18 protein-coding genes are annotated in these 22,077 nt (G+C 62.3%); all 18 read left to right on the plus strand.

Annotation, left to right across the window (positions count from 1 at the left end):
• Positions 1 to 20: 20 nt before the first annotated feature.
• Positions 21 to 1,091: an ABC transporter ATP-binding protein gene (locus AC522E_RS04285; RefSeq protein WP_500749154.1), complete on the plus strand. Its 1,071-nt coding sequence runs from the start codon at positions 21 to 23 to the stop codon at positions 1,089 to 1,091.
• Between the two features lie 123 nt (positions 1,092 to 1,214).
• Positions 1,215 to 2,159, plus strand: a complete 945-nt coding sequence (gene msrP / locus AC522E_RS04290) for a protein-methionine-sulfoxide reductase catalytic subunit MsrP (protein ID WP_500749155.1) — start codon at positions 1,215 to 1,217, stop codon at positions 2,157 to 2,159.
• Positions 2,159 to 2,815 (plus strand): protein-methionine-sulfoxide reductase heme-binding subunit MsrQ, encoded by a 657-nt coding sequence (msrQ, locus tag AC522E_RS04295; protein WP_500749156.1) that lies wholly within the window; start codon positions 2,159 to 2,161, stop codon positions 2,813 to 2,815. The genes msrP and msrQ overlap by 1 nt, the downstream gene beginning before the upstream one ends.
• Positions 2,816 to 2,883: 68 nt before the next feature.
• Complete coding sequence (modA, locus tag AC522E_RS04300) at positions 2,884 to 3,678, plus strand: molybdate ABC transporter substrate-binding protein (protein WP_500750585.1); 795 nt, start codon at positions 2,884 to 2,886, stop codon at positions 3,676 to 3,678.
• Positions 3,675 to 4,373 carry a molybdate ABC transporter permease subunit gene (gene modB, locus AC522E_RS04305; RefSeq protein WP_500749157.1) on the plus strand — a complete coding sequence of 233 codons (699 nt, stop codon included), beginning with the start codon at positions 3,675 to 3,677 and terminating at the stop codon, positions 4,371 to 4,373. Before modA ends, modB begins: the two co-directional genes overlap by 4 nt.
• A complete protein-coding gene (gene modC / locus AC522E_RS04310) occupies positions 4,370 to 5,479 on the plus strand; it encodes a molybdenum ABC transporter ATP-binding protein (protein ID WP_500749158.1) in 1,110 nt (369 codons plus the stop codon). Before modB ends, modC begins: the two co-directional genes overlap by 4 nt.
• Before the next feature lie 93 nt (positions 5,480 to 5,572).
• Entirely contained in the window at positions 5,573 to 6,838 is a 1,266-nt protein-coding gene (locus AC522E_RS04315) for an aminopeptidase (RefSeq protein ID WP_500749159.1), read from the plus strand.
• 146 nt (positions 6,839 to 6,984) lie between these two features.
• Positions 6,985 to 8,868 (plus strand): ABC transporter ATP-binding protein, encoded by a 1,884-nt coding sequence (locus tag AC522E_RS04320; RefSeq protein ID WP_500749160.1) that lies wholly within the window; start codon positions 6,985 to 6,987, stop codon positions 8,866 to 8,868.
• Between the two features lie 26 nt (positions 8,869 to 8,894).
• Positions 8,895 to 10,421 (plus strand): ABC transporter substrate-binding protein, encoded by a 1,527-nt coding sequence (locus tag AC522E_RS04325; protein WP_500749161.1) that lies wholly within the window; start codon positions 8,895 to 8,897, stop codon positions 10,419 to 10,421.
• 116 nt (positions 10,422 to 10,537) lie between these two features.
• Positions 10,538 to 11,458 carry an ABC transporter permease gene (locus tag AC522E_RS04330; RefSeq protein WP_500749162.1) on the plus strand — a complete coding sequence of 307 codons (921 nt, stop codon included), beginning with the start codon at positions 10,538 to 10,540 and terminating at the stop codon, positions 11,456 to 11,458.
• Positions 11,459 to 11,463: 5 nt separating this feature from the next.
• A complete protein-coding gene (locus AC522E_RS04335; protein ID WP_500749163.1) occupies positions 11,464 to 12,321 on the plus strand; it encodes an ABC transporter permease in 858 nt (285 codons plus the stop codon).
• Positions 12,318 to 14,063: a M14 family metallopeptidase gene (locus tag AC522E_RS04340; RefSeq protein WP_500749164.1), complete on the plus strand. Its 1,746-nt coding sequence runs from the start codon at positions 12,318 to 12,320 to the stop codon at positions 14,061 to 14,063. The genes AC522E_RS04335 and AC522E_RS04340 overlap by 4 nt, the downstream gene beginning before the upstream one ends.
• 340 nt (positions 14,064 to 14,403) lie before the next feature.
• The gene (locus AC522E_RS04345; RefSeq protein ID WP_500749165.1) at positions 14,404 to 15,747 is read left to right on the plus strand and encodes an erythromycin esterase family protein; all 1,344 of its coding nucleotides are present in this window, start codon (positions 14,404 to 14,406) and stop codon (positions 15,745 to 15,747) included.
• Between the two features lie 148 nt (positions 15,748 to 15,895).
• On the plus strand, positions 15,896 to 17,548 hold the full coding sequence (gene ettA, locus AC522E_RS04350; protein WP_500749166.1) for an energy-dependent translational throttle protein EttA: 1,653 nt from the start codon (positions 15,896 to 15,898) through the stop codon (positions 17,546 to 17,548).
• 5 nt (positions 17,549 to 17,553) lie between these two features.
• On the plus strand, positions 17,554 to 18,240 hold the full coding sequence (locus tag AC522E_RS04355; RefSeq protein ID WP_500749167.1) for an SDR family oxidoreductase: 687 nt from the start codon (positions 17,554 to 17,556) through the stop codon (positions 18,238 to 18,240).
• Positions 18,241 to 18,340: 100 nt separating this feature from the next.
• A complete protein-coding gene (locus tag AC522E_RS04360; RefSeq protein ID WP_500749168.1) occupies positions 18,341 to 19,819 on the plus strand; it encodes an AMP nucleosidase in 1,479 nt (492 codons plus the stop codon).
• Positions 19,820 to 20,139: 320 nt separating this feature from the next.
• Entirely contained in the window at positions 20,140 to 21,153 is a 1,014-nt protein-coding gene (locus AC522E_RS04365; RefSeq protein ID WP_500749169.1) for an ArsR/SmtB family transcription factor, read from the plus strand.
• Positions 21,153 to 22,058: a methylenetetrahydrofolate reductase [NAD(P)H] gene (metF, locus tag AC522E_RS04370; RefSeq protein ID WP_500749170.1), complete on the plus strand. Its 906-nt coding sequence runs from the start codon at positions 21,153 to 21,155 to the stop codon at positions 22,056 to 22,058. Before AC522E_RS04365 ends, metF begins: the two co-directional genes overlap by 1 nt.
• The last annotated feature ends 19 nt before the right edge of the window (positions 22,059 to 22,077 follow it).

Consider the following 22,077-nt stretch of genomic DNA (forward strand, 5'->3'; position numbering starts at 1 on the left):
GATCCGTCACGGAGTCTACCATGGCCAATGTATCGATCCGGAATATCCGCAAATCCTTCGGACCCGTTGCCATCATCAAAGGCGTCGACATTGACATCGATGATGGCGAGTTCGTTATTCTCGTGGGCCCATCGGGATGTGGGAAATCGACCCTGCTGCGGATGATTGCCGGCTTGGAGGACGTCACGGACGGGGAGATCCGCATTGGCTCGCGAGTCGTGAACGACGTGCCGCCGAAGGACCGCGACATCGCCATGGTGTTCCAGTCCTATGCGCTCTATCCGCACATGACGGTCGCGGAGAACATGGCCTTTTCCCTTAAACTGAAGGGAGCGCCGAAGGTTGAGCAGGCGAGGCGGATCCAGGATGCCGCCGCTTCCCTCGGCCTTCTGCCGTTGCTCGACCGTTATCCGCGGCAGTTGTCCGGCGGCCAGCGCCAGCGTGTCGCCATGGGCCGGGCGATCGTGCGCGATCCGCAGGTCTTCTTGTTCGACGAGCCGCTGTCCAACCTCGATGCCAAGCTGCGGGTCGCGATGAGGGCCGAGATCAAGGAGTTGCACCAGCGGCTCAAGACGACGACCGTCTACGTTACCCATGACCAGATCGAGGCCATGACCATGGCCGACAAGATCGTGGTGATGCACGATGGCGTGGTCGAGCAGATCGGCACGCCCCTGGAGCTCTATGACCACCCGGCCAACCGCTTTGTTGCCGGCTTCATCGGATCGCCGGCCATGAACTTCGTCGAAGGAGTGGTGGGGGAGGGCGGTCTCCACCTGCCGAGTGGCGCCATTCTGCCTCTCCAGGTCCCTTCGTCCCTGCCGCCAGGTGCCAAGCTGACCTACGGCATCAGGCCCGAGCATCTCCAGATCGTTCCGGCGGGATCCGCCGGAGCCATTCCTGCCACCGTCACGGTGGTTGAGCCGACCGGGTCCGACACGACCGTAATCGCCAAGGCCGAGGGCGAGAACCTGACCGTGGTCGTGCGAGACAGGATCAACCTCCGCCCCTCCGAGGCTGTGGCTCTGAAACCGGTGGCCCAGTACGCCCATCTCTTTGATGAAAAGGGGCAGCGCATCGCGACGATATGACGGCACGGTAGGCTTCGCCGGCAGGATCATGTATCTCACGATGGTGAATATCATAACGGAATCGTGAAAGCACATTTGCCCTTCTCGGGTGTACCCAGATAAGGCTTTAAGCGAGGTGCCGTCGTGTTGATCCGTCGCGCTGCAGATATTCTTCCGTCCGAGATCACCCCTCGGGAGATCTATCTCAATCGCCGCCAGCTCTTCGCCGGGGCTGCCGGGCTTGCCCTGGCTTCAGGCCTTCCCGGAGGGTTACAGGCGGCCTCCCTTGCCACGGTGAAGAGCCCGCTCTCCACGGATGAGAAGCTCACCAGTCTCCAGGACGTGACGAGCTACAACAATTACTACGAGTTCGGTGTCGACAAGAGCGCTCCGGCCTCCTACGCCCATACTCTCAAATCCTCCCCTTGGACGGTGAAGGTCGACGGTTTCGTCGGCAAGCCCGGCGAGTTTTCCGTGGAGGATCTCATCAAGTCCGCGACGCTGGAGGAGCGGATCTACCGGATGCGCTGCGTCGAGGGTTGGTCAATGGTCATTCCCTGGGATGGCTTCCAGTTGTCGGACCTGATCAAGCGCGTCGAGCCGCTGGGGAATGCGAAGTACGTCGCTTTCGAGACGGCTTACCGGCCCGAGGAAATGCCGGGCCTGCAATCCGTTTTCCCCGTGCTCGACTGGCCCTATGTGGAGGGGCTGCGCCTGGACGAGGCGATGAACCCGCTGACCATCCTCGCCGTCGGCCTCTACGGAGAACGCTTGCCCAACCAGAACGGTGCCCCCATCCGTCTCGTCGTGCCATGGAAGTACGGATTCAAGGGCATCAAGTCGATCACGCGGATCAGCTTCGTCGAAAAGCAGCCTGAAACGTCGTGGAACAAGCAGGCCTCAAACGAATACGGTTTCTATGCCAACGTGAACCCAAACGTTGACCACCCACGCTGGAGCCAGAAGACCGAGCGTCGGATCGGCGAGGGTGGTTTGTTCGTGAAACGGCGGCCGACGCAGCTGTTCAATGGCTACGCCGAACAGGTGGCGCAGCTTTATTCCGGCATGGACCTGAAGAAGTTCTATTGATGGACGCCAGGACGCCACAGCAAACGGCGAAGCCGCGTTTCGTCGTTCCCCAGGTGCCGAAGATCGCGGTCTACATTGCCGGTTTGGGTCCGGCGGGATGGCTGTTCTACCAGGGAATCAACGACCATCTCGGCGCAGACCCCATGCGCTATCTCGAGCAGGCGCTCGGGTTATGGGCGTTGCGGTTTCTTGTAGCGACCCTTGCGATCACGCCCCTGCGCCAGATTTTCAACATCAACCTTTTGCGCTATCGCCGTGCCCTGGGGCTGCTCTGCTTCTACTACGCCGTTCTGCACCTTACGACCTATCTCGTTCTTGACCAGGGACTCGATCTTCAGGCGATCTGGGCCGATCTTGTGAAGCGGCCGTACATCACCATCGGCATGGCGACCTTCCTAATCCTCGTGCCGCTGGCGGTCACTTCCAACAATACCGCGATCCGCCGCCTTGGAGGACAGGCTTGGGCGAAGCTCCACCGCCTCGTCTATATCGCTGGCCTTGGCGCAGTGCTCCATTTTCTCCTTGTGGTGAAGTCCTGGCCGCCAGAGCCCCTGGTCTATGCGGCGATCATGCTCGCCCTGCTCGGCTACAGGCTGGTCCGGTCCGCGTCCCGAAAGTTGTCGTCAGACCCGCGCCCGCGCCGTCGCGCCGCTTGAAGACCGAGGCGTCTCCGATAGGATGGCGAAGTTGGATCCTTAACCGCAGGACGGGGAACATGAAGCCGATGTTCAGGAGGGTAGCCTTTCTGCAGGCGGTCCTGATGATCCTATCGATGTCCCTTGGCGCCTCTGTTCCAGCTGCCGCGCAGGAGAAGCCTGTCGTTGTCTTCGCGGCAGCGAGCCTGAAGAACGCACTCGACGACATCAATGCCGCCTGGCAGCGCGAGACCGGCAAGAGAGCCGTCATTTCATATGCGGGGAGCAATGCCCTGGCCAAGCAGATAGAGGCGGGCGCACCTGCGGATCTTTTCGTCTCGGCGGATCTCGACTGGATGGATTACGTTGCGTCCAAGGGGCTAATCGACCCCGCCAGCCGCATCAACCTCCTCGGAAACGCCCTTGTGCTCATTGCACCGAAGGACGATGCGCGCGGGATGACGATCCAGCCCGGCTTCGACCTCGCCGGCGCCTTAAATGGGGGCCGACTCGCCATGGCCAACGTGGCTGCCGTACCAGCCGGCAAGTATGGCAAGGCGGCGCTTGAAAAACTTGGCTTCTGGGATGCGGTGAAGGATCGGATCGCCCAGGCGGAAAGCGTTCGGGCAGCACTGCTCTTCGTCTCGCGCGGTGAGGCTCCGCTCGGTATCGTGTACCGGACGGATGCCAGATCCGATCCAGGGGTCAGGATTGTCGCCGATTTTCCGGAAAATACCTATCCGCCCATCGCCTATCCTGTCGCATTGACGAAGGCGGCCGGATCGAACGCGAAGGAATTTTTCGATTTCCTGCGTTCGTCGAAAGCCCTTCCGCTCTTCGAGCAGCAGGGCTTTTCCATTCTCGCCAGGCCGGCCGGGTCTTGAGCACGTGGCTTTCGCCTGAGGAATGGTCAGCCGTCGGCTTGAGCCTGAAGGTCGCGGTGGCGGCCATGCTTGGCAGCCTCATTCCCGGGATCGCCGTCGCCATGCTCCTGGCGCGCGGGCGGTTCTGGGGGCGTCAGATGCTCGATGCCGTGGTGCACCTGCCCTTGATCCTGCCGCCGGTGGCCGTGGGATACGTTCTTCTGTTGGCCCTTGGTCGTCGCGGCCCCGTGGGCGCGTTTCTTGAAGAGCATTTCGGGATTGTATTCTCATTTCGCTGGACAGGCGCGGCTCTCGCCTGCGCCATTATGGGATTTCCCCTTCTCGTGCGCGCAATCCGTCTCTCCATCGAGGCAGTCGACCGCAAGCTCGAGCGGGCTGGGGAGACTTTGGGGGCCCACCCGGTCTGGGTGTTCCTGCTTGTCACTCTGCCTCTGATCCTGCCGGGCATCCTGGCCGGGATGGTCCTGTCCTTCGCCAAGGCCATGGGCGAATTCGGAGCGACGATTACGTTTGTTTCCAACATTCCAGGCGAGACGCAAACACTGCCGACGGCGATCTATGCCCTGACCCAGGTCCCCGGTGGCGAGGGGGGCGCCCTGCGCCTGACATTCGTGTCTGTCGTCATATCGGTGGCCGCCCTTTGGGCCTCCGAGTGGCTGGCGCGACGCCTGAGGGGAAGGCTGGCCGTCGGATGAGTCTCGATGTCGATGTCAGGCACAGGCTGGGCGACTTCGTGCTCCGTGCCCGGTTCCATTCTGAAGGGCGCCTGACCGCCCTGTTTGGGCGCTCGGGTGCCGGCAAGACCACCCTCGTCAATGCCATTGGCGGCCTTTTTCGGCCGTCGAAGGGGCGGATTGTGGTCAACGGGCGGGTGCTCCTCGATACGGAGCGGCGAATCGACGTGCCGGTTCATCGGCGGAGGGTCGGCTACGTTTTCCAGGAAGGCCGCCTGTTCCCTCATCTCAGTGTTCGTCAGAACCTGCTCTTCGGGCGCTGGTTTACGCAGAGGCAGGAGCACTACGCGAATTTCGAGAATGTCGTGTCGCTTCTCGGAATCGACCACCTGTTGGCGCGCCGTCCTGCGACGCTCTCGGGTGGAGAGAAGCAAAGGGTTGCGATCGGTCGGGCGCTGCTGGCGGATCCACTGCTCCTGCTCATGGACGAACCGCTTGCATCCCTCGACGAGACCCGAAAGGCGGAAATTTATCCTTACATCGAGCGTCTCCGGGACGAGGGCCGCGTTCCCATCGTTCTCGTCAGTCACTCCGTGCCGGAGATTGCCCGGCTCGCTACGTCTGTCGTGGTTCTCTCGAACGGCGAGGTGACCGCCGTCGGACCGACCAGCGAGATCCTGCGACACACAAGCCTGCTTCCGCAGCCCGGACTTGCCGAGGCCGGTGCGTTGATAGAAACGAGGGTCCTGCGGCACGAGGAAGAATTCGCGCTGACCATTCTCGAGATGAGGGCAGGAGCTCTTACGATTCCCCATCTCGATCTGCCGATCGGGGCTCCCTTGCGGGTTCGCATCCGGGCCCGCGATGTCATTCTGTCGTTGGACCGTCCGGACAGGTTGAGCGCTCTGAACATCGTTTCCGGGACAATTGTCTCCTTGGAGCCGTCCGAGGGTCCTGGCGTCGATGTGACTTTCGATTGCGCGGGCGAAACCCTCGTCGCACGGGTCACCCGCAAATCCGCTGAGCACTTGGGGCTCGCACCCGGCTTGCCGATTTACGCCATCGTCAAGAGCGTCGCCTTCGATTCAGATGCGCTGACCCGGGTGCCCCGTGAGAACGAACGCTGATCACCCCTTGAGGGTTGCGCCCAGAATTGGGGGGTGTAGCTTGCCCGGCGAACCAATCCCAGTCCTAGAATCCCTTTCCCAAGAGGCAGGATCATGAACGATCGATTCCGGAACCCGTCAGACGCCACTTCCCATGCGGAGCGGCTCGACCGCCTCGCCGAGGTTGCGGTGCGCGTCGGGCTGGGACTCCGGCCAGGCCAGGAAGTCGTCATGACCGCGCCTCTCGAAGCGGTTGCTCTGGCCCGCCGTATCACCGAGCACGCGTACAAGTCCGGCGCGTCCCTGGTGACGACCATCTTTTCCGATGAGGAGGCAACGCTTATGCGCTTCCGCCATGGCCGCGAGGACACTTTCGACAGCGCCGCATCCTGGCTCTACGAGGGTATGGCCGAGGCCTACAGGAAAGGGGCGGCACGCCTCGCCATCGTCGGCGAGGACCCGTCCCTTCTGGCGCAGCAGGACCCCGAAAAGGTCTCACGGGCCAACCGGGCGCGTTCCAAGGCCTACATGCCAGCCCTGAACCTCATCGCCGGCTTCGACATCAACTGGACCATCGTCTCCGCGGCGACCCCAGCCTGGGCGAAGGCCGTGTTCCCGAATGATCCCGAGGAGATTGCGCTCGCCAAGCTGTGGGATGCGATTTTCGCCGCGTCCCGCATCGATGCTCAGGACCCGATTGCCGCATGGGCCACCCATAATGCCGAGTTGCAGGCCAGGACGCGCCTGCTGAACGAGAAGAGCTATGCCGCTCTTCATTTCAAGGGTCCCGGAACCGACCTTCGTGTCGGTCTCGCCGATGGGCATGAATGGAACGGGGGGTCGACGAAGGCCAAGAACGGCGTCGTCTGCAATGCCAATATTCCGACCGAAGAGGTCTTCACCACCCCACACAAGGACCGGGTGGACGGCACGGTGACGAGCACCAAGCCGCTCTCGTATCAGGGCACGTTGATCCAGGATATCCAGGTTCGGTTTGAAGGTGGAAGAATCACAGAAAGCAAGGCACGGACGGGTGAGGCGGTCCTCAGGAAGGTCCTTGAAACGGACGAGGGCGCGTGCCGGCTTGGCGAAGTGGCCCTGGTGCCGAACTCGTCACCGATTTCCCAAAGTGGGCTTCTTTTCCTGAACACACTTTTCGATGAGAATGCATCCAGCCACATCGCCCTCGGGCAAGCCTACAGCAAATGTATCAGAAATGGCGGCACGATGAGCGAGGAACAGCTTGCCGCATGTGGCGCCAATCGCAGTCTGATCCATATCGATTGGATGATCGGGTCGGGCCAGGTCGACGTTGACGGAATCACCGCCGATGGACGCGCCGAACCGCTGATGCGTGGGGGCGAGTGGGTCACTGCGTGACGAAAATGATTGGCCCGGTGCAGCGTATTGCCGGCTCATCATCTCAACGGGACTTGACGGTAAGGCTCCGCCACTGCGAAGGGGAATGGTATTCAAGAGGTACGGGCCCAACCTTTCGCACAAGGGCCTTATCGTGAGCAGGATCCATGTCTGACACCCCAGCCAATCGTCAGTTCAAGGACGGACCCCTTCTGTCGGTCCGCGGACTCTCGGTCGAGTTCGGAGCGGGAGAAGGAATATTTCGAGCGGTGAAGGATGTCAGCTTCGACGTCCAGCCCGGACGGACCCTTGCCATCGTCGGAGAATCCGGCTCGGGCAAATCCGTCACCTCCCTCGCGATCATGCGGCTGACGGACTATACCGGCGGGCGCATCGCCGGCGGCGAAGTGTTGTTTCGCCCCTCGGAGGGGCCAGCGCTCGACCTGGTCGGCGCGTCCGATGCCAAGCTCCGGGAGATCCGCGGCAAGGATATCGCGATGATCTTCCAGGAGCCGATGACTTCGCTCAACCCGGTCTTCACCATCGGCAACCAGATCGTCGAAGCGCTGGTGCTCCACGAGGGCCTCAGTGCGCGCGACGCCCGGCTCAGGGCCCGGGACTTGCTGCAGAAGGTTCGCCTTCCCGATGCGGAAAAGCTCCTCGACCGGTATCCGCACCAGCTTTCCGGCGGCATGCGGCAGCGGGTCATGATCGCCATGGCGCTTGCCTGCGGCCCCAAGCTGCTGATCGCCGACGAACCGACGACGGCGCTCGATGTCACGATCCAGGCGCAAATCCTCAACATCATCCGGGACCTCCAGGCCGAGATGGGCACGGCCGTCATCTTCATCACCCACGACATGGGCGTTGTCGCCGAGATGGCGGACGACGTCGTCGTCATGTGGAAGGGGGAGAAGGTCGAGCAGGCGCCCGTGCGGAAGATCTTCGCAGCGCCGAACCATCCCTACACGCGCGCCCTGCTGTCGGCCGTGCCCCGTCTCGGAAGCCTGACGGGTCAGCCGTTGCCGAAGCGCACGCCCGTGACGGTGATGGAAGGGACCCAGCCGAAGCAAACGGGGGAAACCCACATTCAGGACACGGCGGACTATTCCAAGCCGATCCTGCAGGTCGACAAGCTGACCACCCGCTTCGACGTCGGCAAGACATTCTTCGGCCGAGTCACGCATCGAGTCCACGCGGTCGAGGAAGTCAGCTTTGACATCTATCCCGGCGAGACCCTGGCTCTGGTCGGCGAATCCGGCAGCGGGAAATCGACCATCGGCCGCACCCTGCAACAACTCGTCGAGCCGACCAGCGGCACGGTGCGGTTCGACGGGCGCGACATGAATGCCATGAGCCAGGCAGAGCGACGCCGCCTGCGCCAGCAGATCCAGTACATCTTCCAGGATCCCTTCGCTTCCCTCGATCCTCGGCATACGGTCGGGTTCAGCATCGCCGAGCCCATCGTGGTTCATGGCCTCATCAAGGACCGCAGGTCCATCGAGCGACGGGTGCAGGAACTGTTGGAACAGGTCGGGCTGCAGCCGCAACACGCCAAGCGCTACCCGCATGAATTCTCCGGCGGCCAGCGCCAGCGTATCTGCATCGCCAGGGCGCTCGCAAGCGATCCGAAGCTCGTGATCGCAGACGAATCGGTGTCCGCTCTCGATGTGTCGATCCAGGCCCAGATCGTGAACCTGCTCATGGAGTTGCAGGAGCGGCGGCGGCTGTCATACCTGTTCATCACGCACGATATGGCAGTAGTGGAGAAAATCAGCCATCGCGTCGCAGTGATGTTTCTCGGGCAGATCGTCGAACTCGGTACGCGCCAGGCGATATTTGAAAATCCGCAGCATTCCTATACCCGCAAGCTCCTGTCGGCGGTCCCCATCGCCGATCCGGAGCGAGAGCGGGCAAAAACGCGCATCGAGGGTGAGATCCCAAGCCCGGTCCGACCCGTCGGACACGAACCGGCGATCCACCGCATGCGACAAGTCGAGCCGGGCCATTGGGTGGCAGTCGAGAACGATCGACTCCTTGGCGCGGCGTAAGGAAACTCTTCAGAGGAGCAAGCAGAATGAAACTTTCGACCACACTCAAGGCACTCGGCTTCACGGTCGCTGCAGCCTTGGCGCCGCTCGCAGCGACGCAGGCCCAGGCGGCCGGCACGCTGACGACGGCCATCGCCCTGGATCCCGGCAGCTGGGACCCTATCGACACCTTCATCGTCGATTGGTCCTCCGCCGCCAACAATATCTTTGACGGTCTGACCTCACGCGGGGCGGACATGAAGCTTAAGCCCGGCCTCGCCACCAGCTGGGAATTCCTCGACAACAACAGCCGCATCCGCTTCAAGCTGCGCGAGAATGTAAAGTTTCACAACGGCGAACCCTTCAATGCGGACGCCGTAAAGTTCACCTTCGATCGCCTTCTCGGCCCCGAGGGCAAGAAGGGGCCACAGCAGTCAAACTACACCTCCATCGATCATGTGGAGGTCGTCGATGCCAGCACGGTCGATTTCGTCATGAAGCAGGCCGATCCCGTGCTGATCACCAAGCTCGCTGGATATGGCGCGATGATCGTTCCGCCGAAATACATCCAGGAGAAGGGCGACGACTACTTCAATACCCATCCCGTCGGGACAGGGCCGTTCAAGTTCGTCAGCTATGAGCCGAAGGTCAGCCTGACGCTCGAGTCCTTCCCTGAGCATTGGGGTGGTGCGCCGAAGCTCGACAAGCTCGTGTTCCGCATGATCGCAGAGGCGAATACTCAGATCGCGGAACTGCAGGCAGGTCGTATCGACATCGCCACACTCATCCCCTTCGGCCTTGCGCCGACGGTGGAGAAGGATCCGAAGCTGAGCCTCATCAGCATCACCGGGCCGACGGTCGTTGCCCTGCGCCTCAACACGAAAGAAGGCATCACCAAGGACGTGAATGTCCGCAAGGCGCTGATCATGGGTATCGACCGCGACGCCATCATCAAGGCCGTGCTGCTCGGCCATGCCAAGCCGATTGCGAGCTTTCAGGCCGACCTCTCCTTCGGCTACGATCCGAACCTGAAGCCGCTGCCTTTCGATCTCGCCAAGGCCAAGCAGATGCTCCAGCAGGCGGGTGTCCAGCCCGGCGCACCGGTAAAGATCGATTTCCGCGGCAACGACGCGACGTTCCGCGAAGTCGCGCAGGCCGCTGCAGGCTTTCTTCAGGCGCTTGGCCTGAAGGCCTCGCTCCAGCCGTACGAAACGCCAGTCCTGCTCAACGACATCATCCCGAACGGCAAGACGGACGAAGCCTGGCACAATGCCTGGGGCGGCTGGACGTTCGACTACGATAATACCGCTTATCTGATGTATCACTCGGGGGAGAAGTGGAATCCCTACGACAAGGATCCCAAGCTCGATGCCTTGCTTGAGAAGCAGCGCAGCATCTACGACGTGAAAGAGCGCGAGAAGGTTCTACAGGAAGTCGCCCGCTACGTGGCGGACCAGGCGCTGGAGATCCCGCTCTACAACCAGAACACCATCTATGGCGTGAACAAGCGGGTGAAGAATTTCGAGCCGCCGGCAGACCGTCGCTTCCGTTTCTCGGACGTGACGGTGGAGTAAGTCACCCATCGCGGGCGTCGCCACGAGCGGCGACGCCCGTCATTGTCGTTCGACAATCAGGCAGGCCCGCGAGCACAGGGCCGCTTCGACACAAGAAGACGGAACAGGATCACTGCATGGCGGGCTTCATTCTCCGGCGATTGCTGCAGGCCATCTTCGTGATCCTGGCCGTGACACTTATCGTGTCCTTCGCCATCAGGCTTTCCGGCGATCCGGCGGTGATGCTGGCAGGCGGCAGCAACATCACCGAGAAGGATCTGCAGAACATCCGTCAGGCGTTGGGACTGGAGCGTCCGTTCTATGTCCAATATATCGATTTCCTCAGAGGTCTCCTCGTCGGTGATTTTGGACGCAGCTTCATGGGCGGAACGCCCGTGTCGCTCCTGATCTCAAAGGCACTCCCTGCGACGCTGCTTCTGGCCTTTGCGTCGCTTTTCCTTTCCATCGTGCTATCTGTGCCACTCGGCGTCTCCGCGGCCGTGAATCGGGGACGGTGGCCGGATCAGGTCATCCGCATCCTTTCCCTTGTCGGGCTGTCATTTCCCAACTTCTGGCTGGCGATCATGATGGTCCTGTTCTTCTCGATCACCCTCGGTCTCCTGCCGCCGAGCGGCATGGAAGGGTTCGAGAGCTTCATCATGCCTGCCTTGACCATGGGAATTATTCTCACCGCGACGAATGTGCGACTGGTGCGGACCTCGATGCTGGAAACTCTTTCCCAGCAATACATCATGGTGGCGCGGTCCAAGGGGCTGAAGGACCGTGTCGTGCTCTACAAGCATGCTCTACGAAACTCTGCGATTCCGCTCGTCACCTATATCGGGCTCCAGTTCGGCGGCCTGATCGGCGGAATCGTCATTGTGGAGCGTGTCTTTAACTGGCCCGGCATGGGAACCCTCGCGTTCGATGCGATTTCGGCGCGTGACTATCCCGTTCTGCAAGGCTCCATCACGGTCCTCGCCCTCTTCATCGTGCTCATCAATCTCCTGGTCGATATCGCCTACGGGCTCATCGATCCGCGCATTCGGACGGAGTGACGCTCATGGCCATGGCTCAGGCCGCACCCGGATCGCGCCGGCGCTTCAGATCATTTGAACTCGTCCTTGGCGTCATTCTGACCGGAGCCATGACGCTCGCGGTCCTGTTCTCGGGCATTCTGTTTCCTGATGGCGGCGAGAGCATGGACCTGATGGCGCGTCTCCTGCCGCCGTTCCAGAATCCGGCCCACCTTCTCGGCACCGATCCGCTTGGGCGCGATGTTCTCGCCCGCGTGGTGATAGGCGGGCGGATTTCGCTTACCGTCGGTGCGCTCTCCGTCCTCGGCGCCGTGATCCTCGGAACCCTGGTCGGCCTGATCGCCGGCTATTACCGCGGTATCGCCGAGATCGTGCTGATGCGCTTTGCGGATGTGCAACTCGCATTGCCCTTCATTCTCATCGCGATCATGTTCCTCGCCATCCTCGGCACCGGTGTCGACAAGGTGATCTTCTTCATGATCGTCGCGCAATGGGTGCAATATGCCCGCCTCGTACGTGGCTCCGTGCTTGCCCTTCGCGACCGGGAATTCATCCTCTCCGCCCGCGCCATCGGCGTCGGGAACGGCCGCATCATCTTCCAGCACATCCTTCCCAATGTGCTCGGCCCCATCGTCATTCTCATGACCCTGAACGTCGCCAACAACATCCTTCTCGAAAGCAGCCTGACCTTCCTCGGCCTCGGCGTCGATCCGCTGATCCCGAGTTGGGGCGGCATGTTGGCGGATGGGCGCACCTATCTGCAATCCGCTTGGTGGGTTAGCGTCTTTCCGGGACTCGCCATCATGTTCACGGTGCTCGGCCTCAATCTTCTCGGCGATTGGCTGCGCGACTATCTCGACCCGACAGGACAGACTTCGAAATGACCATCCTCCTCGATGAAACGGTGCCGCGGACTCTCGATGCCCTCGTCTCGGAATGGTCCAGGGCCGGTCGGAGTGGGGCCCATATCGAAGCCTGGCTGTTCGAGGACGAGCCGGCGCGGCGACATGCGGAGACGGTGCTTGCGAAGGCCGGCGTCACGGCGCGCCTGCGCAGTACCTACAAGCCCCTGGTCCATGCATTCCTGGAGGAAATCGAGACAGCCGACCTCGCGCGTGTCGAGGTGACTTATCCGGTGCATCCGCAGGCGGACGCCGTGCGTTTCCTGTCGGAGGCCTATCCGCTGGCGGCGTTGCTCAGCCATGCCGAGGCCGTGTTCGTTCCCGGAGGCGAGAGCCTGACCTATCGCATCATTGCGGACTATCGCGATGGGCGCCGGATCGAGAAAGAAATTTTCGCTCCCAACCGCCTTCGCTCGAATCATATCGGCCAAAACGACCTGTCTCCGACTGGCTGGATCAGGGCAACCCGTTGTCCTGACCGCCCTGATCTCGACGAGGCGATCACGACCGAGGTGGAGACCGTCTTCGAGGCTGTGATGACAGCGATTGCGGGCCATTCCTGGCCCGCCGAGGAGCCCTACGCCGAGACCATCGCCATCGACGTTCAAATTGCGGGGATCGAGCGTCCCCTCGATTGCGGCGACGAGGTGATCAGTACGCGCGAGGCGCTGCACGAGGATTTCTATTTCTCGCTGCTGGAGTTCTTCAAGCACAAGTCGGGCCGTCCCCCGGAGGATCGCAGCCTTCAGCCGGGCCAGATCGTGCCGGACATCCGCGCCGGCGCGGGCGACGCGCATGTTCGTGTCGAACTTCGTTCCTTCGCGGTTCCGAAGAATCCGGTCAGGCGTGAGCAGGTGCTGGAAACAGCAGACGCAGCGCCCGGTCTGGAGCAGATCTACAGGGAGATGGCGAACCTTCCCGGAACGACCTTCCAGGCTGTGTCCCGCGAAGGGAGGCCAGTGTGCGGTCTCTATCGCAAAGGGTCACACCCGGCCGTGCTGATCTCTGCCGGGCAGCATGCCAACGAGACCTCGGCTCCGGTCGGTGCACTTCGCGCCGTCCGGCGCCTCCTTGCCGACCCCGAGGCGAGTGTCGCCCTGATCGCGGTCGAGAATCCTGACGGGTATGCGCTGCACGGAAGGCTCTGTGAGGCCAATCCGCGGCACATGCACCATGCCGCGCGCTACACCTCCCTCGGCAGCGACGTGGAGTTCGATCGTGGCAATCCCACCTATGAATTTGGAGCGCGGATCCAGGCGCTGGAACTGTCCGGAGCACAGCTTCACGTGAACCTCCACGGTTATCCCGCCCATGAGTGGACCCGGCCGTTCACCGGCTACCTCCCACGTGGCTTCGAATTGTGGTCGATCCCGAAGGGGTTCTTCCTGATCATGCGCCATCACCATTCGTGGGGAGAGACGGCGAGGGCGCTCGTCGAGGCGGTGACCAAGCGGCTTCAGGCCATTCCGGGCCTGCCGGCGTTCAACCGGCGCCAAATTGAGATCTGCGCCATCCATTCGGGCGGAAAACCATACGAGATCATCAATGATATTCCGTGCCTTATCACCGCGGAGGAGCGGCACCCCACGCCGCTGACCCTCATCACGGAATTTCCCGACGAGACTATCTACGGCGAATCCTTCCGCTTCGCCCACTCGGTACAGATGACGACGGTACTGGCGGCTGAGGAGGCGTTTGCAACCCTCATGGCGCAAACCGTTTGAGACCAATCGTTTCGCCGGCGAATCCAAACGGAGACGCCATGGCCAAAGTTGCCGTCGTCACCGCCGCCGGCAAGGGCGAGACGCCGCTGTTGCGCGAATTGGATCGCGCAGCGAGCGCCCTGCGCTTCCGATGCGCTCCGACAGCCCGCCGGACAGGACGGGTGCGCACCACTCGGATCCCGACGGGCCGGGAGGGCCACGGGTCAGAACATCCATCGTCGATGGCGGTCTCGTCCGCGTCAATTGAGCCGGAACAGGAAAACCGAACCTGCCGTTAAGGAGAAGATGCCCGAGCGTGTGCATGGCACCGCCCTGGCCGCGATCTCGTGAGGGTTGGATCATGGTCGGCCTGTCCCGGAAGCAGCGCGAGAGCGATGCTGCAATCGAGGAGACGGTCGGGATCGTCCGCGCCAGCGGCGAACCCCTCCCGCCTCTGGACGACGCCAACGCCTTCGGCATCCCGTTCGACCGCTACGCCGATGCCAAGGTGGTGCTGCTCGGCGAGGCGACCCACGGCACGTCGGAGTTCTATCGTGCCAGGGCGGCGATAACGCGCCGGCTCATCGAGCATCACGGCTTCACCATCGTCGCCGTCGAGGCGGACTGGCCGGATGCCGCGCGGATCGACGCTTATGTGAGACATCGATCCATTCCCCAAGGTGATGACGCTGCGTTCGAGCGGTTCCCGACCTGGATGTGGCGGAATGAGGATGTCGCGGATTTCGTCAATTGGATGCGCGCCTTCAACCAGGGTCGTCCGGCGGGTCAGCGGGCCGAGTTCCGCGGGCTCGACGTCTACAGCCTCGATGCCTCCATCCGCTCTGTCCTCGACTATCTCGACCGGATCGATCCCGAAGCCTCAAAGGAGGCACGGGAACGCTACGGCTGCCTCAGCCCGTGGCAGTCCGATCCCGCGCGTTATGGACGGGCCGTGCTGACGGGCCAGAAGCGACCCTGCGACCAAGCCCTGCTGGCCCAACTTCAGGACATGCTCGGCCATCGTTTGCGCTATTTGGGAGCACAGGACGGCGAGGACTTCTTCGATGCGGTCCAGAATGCCCGGATTGTCCACGCTGCAGAGCACTACTACCGCATCATGTATGAGGGCGCGACAGAGTCCTGGAACCTGCGCGATCGACACATGTTCGATACGCTGCAAAGCCTCCTTGGTCGGCGCAAGAATGCGAAAGCCGTGGTCTGGGCCCACAACTCCCATGTCGGGAATGCCGCGGCGACTGCCATGGGCTGGCAGGGCGAGTTCAACATCGGCGAGCTATGCCGAACGGCCTACCGAGATGAAGCCGTTCTCATCGGCTTCGGAACCGATCGGGGCACGGTCGCCGCCGCGAGCGACTGGGACGCGCCTATGGAAATCAAGGACGTCCGTCCGGCACGGCCCGACAGCCATGAGCGAATATTCCGGGATACCGGCCTCGGCCGTTTCCTCACCGACTGGCGGGGAAGCGGGCGGGTCGATCTGCGTGGCGCGCTGTCCCAGCCACGCCTGGAGCGCGCCATCGGTGTGATCTACAGGCCGGAAACGGAGCTTTACAGCCACTATTTCGAAGCCATCCTGCCGGAGCAGTTCGACGCCTTCGTCTGGTTTGAGGAGACCGGGGCCGTCACGCCGCTGACGAAGGCTCATGGGGAGGGTATGCCCGAGACTTATCCGTTCGGGCTTTGAGGGCTCCGCAGCCATTCCGGCCTGGTGCCGCGCCGTCCCGGAATGGCGGGGAGGGGGCCCCCGGCGACCTTTGCCCGCCTTGCCCCGGCAGGCCGCCCCTGCTAACTGACCGGCAACTCCCACCACGACCAGTCAGCAGGTTCCTTCCGTGTCCCGTCAGTTCATCTATCACATGCGTGGCCTTACCAAGACCTATTCCAGTGGGAAGAAGGTCTTGGATAACGTCCATCTCTCCTTCTATCCGGATGCGAAGATCGGCGTGCTCGGCGTCAACGGCGCCGGTAAATCGACCCTGCTGCGCATCATGGCCGGCATAGATACCGACTATAATGGCGAAGGCTGGGTCGCCGAGGGCGCCCGGGTCGGCTACCTGCCGCAGGAACCCCAGTTGGATCCCGCAAAGACCGTGCGTGAGAACGTCATGGAGGGTGTCGCAGCCAAGAAGGCGATCCTCGACCGCTACAATGAACTCGCCATGAACTATTCCGAGGAGACAGCGGACGAGATGACCCGCCTCCAGGACGAGATCGAGGCGAAGGGGCTCTGGGATCTCGATTCTCAGGTCGACCAGGCCATGGACGCCCTGCGCTGCCCGCCCGACGACTGGGCCGTGGACAAACTCTCCGGCGGCGAGCGCCGCCGCGTAGCGCTCTGCAAGCTCCTGCTTGAGCAGCCGGAACTGCTTCTGCTCGACGAGCCGACCAACCATCTCGACGCCGAGACGACCGCTTGGCTCGAAGGCCACCTGCGCAGCTATCCGGGCGCGATCCTGATCGTGACCCACGACCGCTACTTCCTCGACAACGTGACGGGCTGGATCCTCGAACTCGACCGCGGCCGTGGCATTCCGTACGAGGGCAACTACTCGTCCTGGCTGGAGCAGAAGCAGAAGCGCCTCGAGCAGGAGGGTCGCGAGGAAGAGGCCCACAAGCGCACAATCGAGCGCGAGCGGGAATGGGTGTCCGCCTCGCCGAAGGCCCGTCAGGCCAAGTCGAAGGCCCGTATCCAGCGCTACGAAGAACTCGTCGCCAAGGCATCCGAGAAGGGGCCGACCACCGCGCAGATCATCATCCCCATCGCCGAGCGTCTTGGGAACAATGTCATCGAGTTCGATGGCCTTAAGAAAGCCTTCGGCGACAAGCTGCTCATCGATGGCCTGTCATTCAAGTTGCCGCCCGGCGGCATCGTCGGAATCATCGGTCCCAACGGCGCCGGTAAGACGACACTGTTCCGTATGATCACCGGGCAGGAGCAGCCGGACGAAGGCACGATCGAGATCGGCGAGAGCGTCAAGCTCGGTTATGTCGACCAGAGCCGCGATACGCTCGATGCCAACAAGACGCTCTACGAGGAGATCTCCGGCGGCAACGAGGTGCTCTACCTCGGCAAGCGTGAGATCAATGCTCGCGCCTATTGCGGCGCATTCAACTTCAAGGGTGCCGATCAGCAGAAGAAGGTCGGCGTGCTCTCGGGCGGCGAGCGCAACCGCGTGCATCTCGCCAAGATCCTGAAGTCCGGGGCAAACGTCCTTCTCCTCGACGAGCCGACCAACGATCTCGACGTCGACACCCTGAGGGCCCTCGAAGAGGCGCTTGAGGACTATGCCGGCTGCGCGGTGATCATCAGCCACGATCGCTGGTTCCTCGACCGCATCGCCACCCACATCCTCGCGTTCGAGGGCGACAGCCATGTGGAATGGTTCGAGGGCAACTTCGCCGACTACGAGGAGGACAAGAAGCGCCGCCTCGGAGTGGATTCCACGATTCCTCACCGTATCAAGTACAAGAAGTTTTCGCGGTAGGACCGATGGGGACCTACCTCATTACCGGGATCGGACGCGGGATCGGCAAGGAGCTTGCCCGTGTCCTTCTTGCGCGCGGGGATCGCGTCATCGGCACGGTGCGCGACGAGGGCGCTCTTTCCCTCGACTGGCACGAGTATTCGGAACAGGGCAAGCTCAAGCTCATCAGGCTCGATCTTCTGGATCAGGGATCCATTATAGATGCGTCGCGCGCCGTCGACGATTCCGTCGATGTGCTGATCAACAACGCGGGCGTAATCGGTCCCCAGAGACAATCGACGCTGGAGATGGATTTCGACGGATTCCTCGACACGCTGAAGGTCAATACCCTCGGGCCCCTCCGCGTGACCCAGGCCTTTCTGCCGCAGCTTCGGCGCTCGAAGGCCCCCAGGATCGTCACGATAAGCAGCCGAATGGGCTCGTTGGCATATGCCAAATCGGATCGGATCGCCTACCGAGCCTCAAAAGCTGCTGTAAACAAGCTTATGCAAGGTTTGGCAACGGATCTCGCGCCGGAGGGGATCGTGGCGGTCAGCGTCCACCCAGGCTGGGTGCGCACGGAGATGGGCGGCGCGGACGCCGATATTCCCGTGGGTGAGAGTGCAGCGGGAATCGTCGCCTTGATTGATCGCCTGTCCATGGCGGACAGCGGTCTCTTTTTTGACTGGCAGGGGGAACGACTGCCCTTCTAAATGCATCGCGCTGGGTATCGCCTGCTTAGGAAGAGAGTTGGGTTCACACCCGAAACGGTGTAAGACCCTTGAGGCACGAGAACTCTCGAAGGACGTTGCCGTGCCCGCCGATGAGATGAAAGCTTTTCAAACCGTAGCCTCCCCTGAAGAAGCCGTCGAAAAGCTCGCTCTGCTTTACGATGCCGCCGTCGAGGGCCAGCGCCACGCTCTTGAGCATTTCTTTGCGACGAAGCTGCCGCCGACAACCGACGAGCGAGCCCACTTTCGATATCCGGAGTTGCGCGTCGTCTACAGGGCGACGTCCCTGCCGCCGGTCAAGCAGAGGGCCTATGCGAAACTGCAGGGGCCAGGGGTATTCGCCACCACGATCACGCAGCCGGCTTTCTTCAGGAACTATCTTCTCGAGCAGTTGAGACATCTGGTCCGCGACTACGGTGTGACCCTCGAGGTCGGCGTGAGTCGCCAGGAGATCCCGTATCCGTACATTTTCGAGCGCGGCGACGAACTCGGTCGTGGCGCGCATTCCGCAGCGGAACTTGCCCAGTTTTTCCCGACTCCGCTTCTGGCGACGGTCGGCGATGAGATTGCCGATGGGACTTGGGATTTCGTCGAGAACGTACCGCGTCCGCTATCGCTATTCGATGCGGCGCGCACCGATTATTCCCTGCGGCGCCTCGTGCACTATACGGGGAGCGACTGGCGGGCGATCCAGCCATGGATCCTTCTGACGAACTATCATCGTTATGTGGACCAGTTCGTTCGCTGGGCGGTCACCGAGCTTGCGGACCCGGAAAGCCCGTTCGAGAAGCTGATTCTGCCGGGTGGAGTCGCCATCGAAAGCGGCCTGTCCGAGGAAACGGTTGCGGAACTGATCGGCTCTTCGCCTTGGCATCGTTTCCAGATGCCGTCCTATCACCTCACCCGCCGAGATGGGCACGGGGTTACTCTCGTCAATATTGGCGTCGGCCCGTCCAATGCCAAGAACATTACGGATCATCTTGCGGTTCTGCGGCCCCATTGCTGGCTTATGGTCGGCCATTGCGGTGGCCTGCGCCAGTCGCAGACCATCGGTGACTATGTGCTCGCCCATGGCTATCTGCGTCGCGATCGCATCCTCGACAATGCCGTCCCCCCGGAGATTCCCGTCCCCGCCCTCGCAGAGGTGCAGGTTGCGCTTCAGGAAGCCGCCGCTCGGGTTACGGGGGAGAGAGGCGAGGAACTCAAACGGCGCCTGCGCACGGGCACGGTGGTCACTTATGACGATCGCAACTGGGAGCTGCGATGGAGCCACGAACGGCGCCAGATCAACCTGTCCCGCGCCATCGCCGTCGACATGGAAAGCGGTACCATTGCCGCCCAGGGCTATCGCCTCAGGGTTCCCTACGGTACCCTGCTCTGTGTCTCGGACAAGCCCCTGCATGGCGAGATCAAACTACCAGGGGCCGCGAATGCGTTCTATGAGCGCGCGGTCGGCGAGCATCTCATGATAGGCCTTTCCGCCCTTGATATTCTCCGGGACCAGCGAACCTCCCTCCATTCCCGGAAGCTACGCAGTTTCGACGAGCCCCCCTTCCGCTGAGAGTGCCGGAAGAGACCCATGTCTTTTGAAACCTCAGGCCAGCTCGATGCTCGTCGTGGCGCCCAGGCATCTATGCCGGGAGCGGCCTTTCACTGATCGGCCGGCCGCCCTCCTGAACGGTCTTGGTGCCTCTTCCTGCAAGCCTCATGCAAGGGAGACCAATTGTCCTCCGGCTCAGTTCGTGGCCGCAGCGGTGGTCCCACCTATGCATGGGACGCCACATTCGGACATAGGATTTGGCCGAATGTTCAAGTTTGACTTGCCTCAGCTCCGAAAGAAGATATAAATATATCTTTATATGTGAGAGCGAGTTTCGAGCCGTGCCCGACGCTGCATCGCCATCCCTGGACCTGACCCTGAGCATCCTGCGGGCGGCCGCCGAGGAGACGCGTCTGCGGATTCTGGCCCTGCTCACGGAGGGAGAGCTGTCCGTCTCCGACCTCACGGACATCCTGGGGCAGTCGCAACCGCGCATTTCCCGCCATCTCAAGCTCCTCGTCGAGGCGGGACTGGTGGAGCGGCACCGGGAGGGGGCCTGGGCCTTCTTCCGGCTTACGGATCGTAGCGACGCATCCCGTATTCTCCGCCCGATGCTGGAGAGCCTCGATCGGGCTGATCCGCTTCTCCTCGACGATCGGACGCGGCTAGAGGCAGTCCGGAGTCAGCGTGCCCATGCCGCTCAGGCCTTCTTCTCCCGCCTTGCGCCGGATTGGGACCGCCTTCGTTCCCTCCATGCGCCCGAGGCGACGGTAGAGGCGGCCGTGCTCGACGCTCTTGGCGACAGGCCGATCCGAAACCTGGTCGATCTCGGCACCGGCACCGGCCGGATGCTCCAGCTCCTCGCACCCCGGGCGCTGCGCACCGTCGGACTTGATGCGAGCCACGCCATGCTTTCCGTCGCTCGCGCCAACCTTGAAAAGGCGGGCCTGAGGGGAATCGAGCTCAGGCAGGGCGATATCTACGCGCCGCCTTTCCCGCGCAACACCTTCGACCTTGTCGTCATTCACCAAGTCCTGCATTACCTTGACGATCCAGCCCGTGCGATCCGCGAAGCATCTCGCCTCGTTGCGCCAGGCGGGCGGATCCTCGTTGTCGATTTCGCGCCGCACACCCTCGAATTCCTGCGGGAATCCCAGGCCCATCGCCGTCTCGGATTTGCCGCTGAGCAGGTCGCCGACTGGCTTGGGGAGGCGGGGCTCGACTGTACGCTGAACCGACAGATCGCGCCGTCGAAAAAAGGCGGCGAGCAGTTGATCGTTTCCCTTTGGCTCGGCCAGGACCGTCGCACGATGACGGACTGGCCGCTGACCGCACCCGACAGAGAGGTTGCCTGATGTCGCCGCTAGCGCTTCGCCCGAGCCGTCAGGCATCATGCCCGATCCACGTCTCCTTCGAGTTCTTCCCGCCCAAGACGCCAGAGATGGAGGCCACTCTCTGGTCGTCCATCGAACGGTTGGCGCCGCTTGATCCCCAGTTCGTGTCGGTCACCTATGGCGCCGGCGGCTCAACCCGGGAGCGCACCCACGCCACTGTGTCGCGTCTCGTGCGCGAGACGCAGCTCAAGCCCGCAGCGCATCTCACATGCGTCGCCGCGCCGAAGGCGGAGGTCGACGGCGTCGTGCAATCCTATTGGGATGCCGGCGTCCGCCATGTGGTGGCGTTGCGTGGTGATCCCGTCGGTGGTCTGGGGACGACCTACGCGCCGCATGCGGACGGCTATCAGCGCACATGCGACCTTGTCGCGGGGATCAAGGCTGTCGGCGATTTCGAAGTCTCCGTCTCCGCATATCCTGAGAAGCATCCGGAGGCCGCATCCCTCGATGCGGATATCGACGTGCTGAAGGAGAAGGTCGATTGTGGCGCGGACCGCGCCATCACACAGTTCTTCTTCGATAACGACGTCTATTTCCGCTATCTCGACCGCGTCCGGGCGCGGGGCATCAATATCCCCATCATTCCCGGTATCGTGCCGGTACAGAATTTCAAGCAGACGGCCAATTTCGCGGCGAAGACCGGCGCGAGCATTCCCGCATGGCTGGCCGCGCGGTTCGAAGGGCTCGACGACGATGTCGAGACCCGCAAGCTTATCGCGGCCGCCGTGGCCGCCGAGCAGGTGATCGATCTCGTGGATCGCGGCGTCAACGAATTTCATTTCTACACCATGAACCGGGCCGATCTCGTTTATGCGATTTGTCGCCTGCTCGGCCTGCGCAGCCAGGCGGAGAGGGTGGCGGCCTGACCGACCAACCAGCATGCCC

It is taken from the genome of Microvirga sp. BF8 (assembly GCF_059888585.1).

Coding starts and splice junctions, on each gene's coding strand:
- AC522E_RS04285 (WP_500749154.1), top strand. CDS start 21: ATGGCCAATGTATCGATCCGGAATATCCGCAAATCCTTCGGACCCGTT.
- msrQ (WP_500749156.1), top strand. CDS start 2,159: ATGGACGCCAGGACGCCACAGCAAACGGCGAAGCCGCGTTTCGTCGTT.
- modA (WP_500750585.1), top strand. CDS start 2,884: ATGTTCAGGAGGGTAGCCTTTCTGCAGGCGGTCCTGATGATCCTATCG.
- modC (WP_500749158.1), top strand. CDS start 4,370: ATGAGTCTCGATGTCGATGTCAGGCACAGGCTGGGCGACTTCGTGCTC.
- AC522E_RS04315 (WP_500749159.1), top strand. CDS start 5,573: ATGAACGATCGATTCCGGAACCCGTCAGACGCCACTTCCCATGCGGAG.
- AC522E_RS04320 (WP_500749160.1), top strand. CDS start 6,985: ATGTCTGACACCCCAGCCAATCGTCAGTTCAAGGACGGACCCCTTCTG.
- AC522E_RS04325 (WP_500749161.1), top strand. CDS start 8,895: ATGAAACTTTCGACCACACTCAAGGCACTCGGCTTCACGGTCGCTGCA.
- AC522E_RS04330 (WP_500749162.1), top strand. CDS start 10,538: ATGGCGGGCTTCATTCTCCGGCGATTGCTGCAGGCCATCTTCGTGATC.
- AC522E_RS04335 (WP_500749163.1), top strand. CDS start 11,464: ATGGCCATGGCTCAGGCCGCACCCGGATCGCGCCGGCGCTTCAGATCA.
- AC522E_RS04340 (WP_500749164.1), top strand. CDS start 12,318: ATGACCATCCTCCTCGATGAAACGGTGCCGCGGACTCTCGATGCCCTC.
- AC522E_RS04345 (WP_500749165.1), top strand. CDS start 14,404: ATGGTCGGCCTGTCCCGGAAGCAGCGCGAGAGCGATGCTGCAATCGAG.
- AC522E_RS04355 (WP_500749167.1), top strand. CDS start 17,554: ATGGGGACCTACCTCATTACCGGGATCGGACGCGGGATCGGCAAGGAG.
- metF (WP_500749170.1), top strand. CDS start 21,153: ATGTCGCCGCTAGCGCTTCGCCCGAGCCGTCAGGCATCATGCCCGATC.